General features: G+C 69.7%; 2 protein-coding genes and 2 pseudogenes. 3 read left to right on the forward strand and 1 reads right to left on the reverse strand.

All coding sequences use genetic code 11. From position 1 onward, the window contains the following. From AC27KI_RS22085 to AC27KI_RS22095, 3 genes and pseudogenes are all read left to right on the forward strand, one after another. A partial coding sequence (locus AC27KI_RS22085) for a D-alanyl-D-alanine carboxypeptidase/D-alanyl-D-alanine-endopeptidase (RefSeq protein WP_487115852.1) occupies window positions 1-613 on the forward strand: 613 nt, incomplete at its 5' end. A 132-nt stretch (window positions 614-745) separates the two neighbouring features. Continuing rightward, a pseudogene (locus tag AC27KI_RS22090) lies at window positions 746-1,904 on the forward strand (SGNH/GDSL hydrolase family protein). A 33-nt stretch (window positions 1,905-1,937) separates the two neighbouring features. After that, a complete protein-coding gene (locus AC27KI_RS22095) occupies window positions 1,938-2,606 on the forward strand; it encodes an OmpW/AlkL family protein (protein ID WP_487115854.1) in 669 nt (222 codons plus the stop codon). Window positions 2,607-2,699: 93 nt separating this feature from the next. On the opposite strand, the pseudogene AC27KI_RS22100 reads toward AC27KI_RS22095, so the two are convergent. Beyond that, window positions 2,700-2,862, reverse strand: a pseudogene (locus AC27KI_RS22100) (SGNH/GDSL hydrolase family protein); the annotation flags it as partial.

Genomic DNA, 2,862 nt, shown 5'->3' on the forward strand with positions numbered 1-2,862 from the left:
CATCGAAGGCATGTGGCGCGACCTGGGCGGCAAGCTCACCGGCAGCGTGCGCGACGGGCGGGTGCCCGCCGGCCTGGCCCCGGCCTTCAGCACGTCCTCGCCCGCGCTGGCCGAGGTGGTGCGCGACATCAACAAGTACAGCAACAACGTGATGACGCAGCAGGTGTTCCTCACGCTGGCGCTGCAAAAGAACGGCCGCGGCACCTTCGACGGTGCGCGCGCCGTGGTCGGACAGTGGTGGCGCCAGCGCTTTCCCGGCACGGAGGCGCCCGTGCTGGACAACGGCGCGGGCCTGAGCCGCGAGGCGCGCATCAGCGCCCAGGCCCTGGCGCGCATGCTGCAGGCGGCATGGCTCTCGCCTGTCATGCCTGAGCTGGTGTCGTCGCTGCCGATCACCGGCGTGGACGGCACCCTGCGCCGGGCCCAGGGACGGTCGGTGGGCGCGGCCCACCTCAAGACCGGCAGCCTGCGCGACGTCTCGGCCATGGCCGGCTACGTGCACGCCGCCAGCGGCCGCCGCTACGTGATGGTGGCCATCGCCAACCACCCGAACGCGGCCGCGGCGCGCCCGGCCATCGAGGCCCTGGTCGATTGGGTGGCCCATGACCGCTGAAGCGCCCCGGACGGGCGCCTGCGCGCGGCGCGGCTATCGGTAGTTCCCCTGTGCGGCCCCGGGCGGTGCGGGTTTACGATGGGCCTCAGTAAAACGCACGACCGTGCTATTTTCAACCTGACGGAGAACACCTTGATCTCGAAAACCACTAAAAACAGAGCTTCCTGGGCGGTGACGGCATTGGTGGCAGCCTCTTTGCTGGCGGCCTGCGGGGGCGGCGGATCGGACACGACGCCCGCCGTGAGCGTGAAGTCCGTGAAGGTCATGGGCGACAGCCTGGCCGACAGCGGCACGTTCGGCTTCAAGTTCACCGTGCAGGGCACGGCGGCCACGGGCGCCGGCTCCAGTTCCGTCTGGCCCGAGCGCGTCGCCACGAGCTATGGGCAGACGCTGTGCGCGCACTACCAGTCGACCGGCACCACGTTCGGCACGCGGGCGGAATGCACCAACTACGCCGTGGGCGGCGGGCGCATCAACAACTTCACGGCGCCCACCTCGCCGGTCTCCATCACCAAGCAGATCCAGGATGCCGGCGCCGCCGGATTCACCGACACCGACCTGGTGCTGATCGACGGCGGCGCCAACGACGCGGCCGACCTGATCGGCGCCTACCTGCGCGCCTCGAGCGACGGCGGCGCCACCTACCGCGCCGTGCTGGGCACGCTGCTGGACGCCAACACCGTGAACACCGCCCTGGCCGGCGGCGCGACCGGCATGGCGCAGGTGGGCGGGCTGTACATGCAGACGCTGGCCACGCGTTTCGCGGCCACCATCAAGACCAACACGCTGGACAAGGGCGCCAAGCGCGTCGCGGTGCTCAACGCCCCGGGCATCACCCTCACCCCGCGGTTCCGACTGGTGGTGGCCTCCATCGCGGCCGCCAACGGCGCGGCGGCCGCCGCCCAGGCCGAAGCCCTGTTCGACGGCTGGATCCAGGCCTACAACGCCCGCCTGGCCACCAGCCTGGGGACCGACAGCCGCCTGGCCCTGGTGGACTTCTACAGCTCATTCAAGGACCAGGCCACCAACCCGGCCCAGTACCAGCTGACCAACGTGTCGACCGCTGCCTGCCCGGCCACCGGCGTGGGCAGCGATGGCCTGCCGACCTACTCCTTCCCGACCTGCACGTCGGCCGCCCTGTCGGCCCGCACGCCCCCCTGCAGGCGCCACGGGCGGTGCTGACTGGTGGAAGTCCTACGGCTTTGCCGACAGCTTCCACCCCACGCCGTACGGCCACCAGCTGGTCGCCCAACTGGTGTCGCGTTCCCTGTCCACCGCCGGCTGGCTCTGATTGCCCAGGTCCCATCCCCTTCGAGGAGTTTTCATGAAGCCATTTTCCTGGGCCTGCGTGGCGATCGCCGCCGCCGCCTGCGGCACGGCCAGCGCACAAGTCGCCGGCACGCTGAGCCTGCGCGCCGGCGTGACCCAAATCTCGCCCCAAGTCAAAAGCGGCAACCTGAGCGCGCCGAGCTTTCCCGGCACCCGCGTGGACGTGCATTCCGCCACGGCGCTGACCGGCGGCCTGAACTACATGCTGACCGACCACTGGGCGGTGGACGTGCCCATCGGCCTGCCGTTCAAGCACTCGTTCTACGGTGACGGCGCCATCGGCGGCGTGGGCAAGGTGGGCGAGACCAAGGTGGTGCCCGCCACCGTGTTCGCGCAATACCGTTTCCAGGAGGCCAACGCGGCCTTCCGGCCGTATGCCGGGCTGGGCGTGACCTACGCCAAGTTCTTCAAGGAGCGCACCACCGCCACGCTGAACGGGCTGACGGGTGGCACGCCGGCCAATCCCACCACCGCGTCGATCGACGACAAGTGGGGCGTCACCGCGCAGGTCGGCTTTGTATGGCAATTCAACGAGCGCTGGTTCCTAGACGCGGCCTATTACAAAGGCTTCCTCAAGACCACCACACGCCTGTCGAGCGGGCAGAACATCGACATCAAGCTCAACCCCAACGTGTTCGCGGTCGGGATCGGCTACCGGTTCTGAGGCCCCCCGCCGGGCCCGTGCCGCACGGAGCCCGCAGCACCATCAAAAAGAACCGACCCGAGGGTCGGCTTTTTCGCGTGGGCTGCAAGGCGCTTACCAGCGGGCGCGCAGGCGGTCGTACGCGTAGGTGCCGAACTGGCGCTGGGCCGAGGGCGTGAAGTACACGCGGTCGGCGAACACGTACTTGTCCTGGGCGGCGCCGGTCAGCAGCGTGGAGGCGTTGCACAGCAGCGAGTTGACCTGGCCTGCGCCGATG

This window comes from Acidovorax sp. KPB24-03 (genome assembly GCF_057546605.1).

Excerpts from the sequence above, each read along its gene's own strand:
- AC27KI_RS22095 (WP_487115854.1), top strand. The coding sequence starts at position 1,938 with ATGAAGCCATTTTCCTGGGCCTGCGTGGCGATCGCCGCCGCCGCCTGC.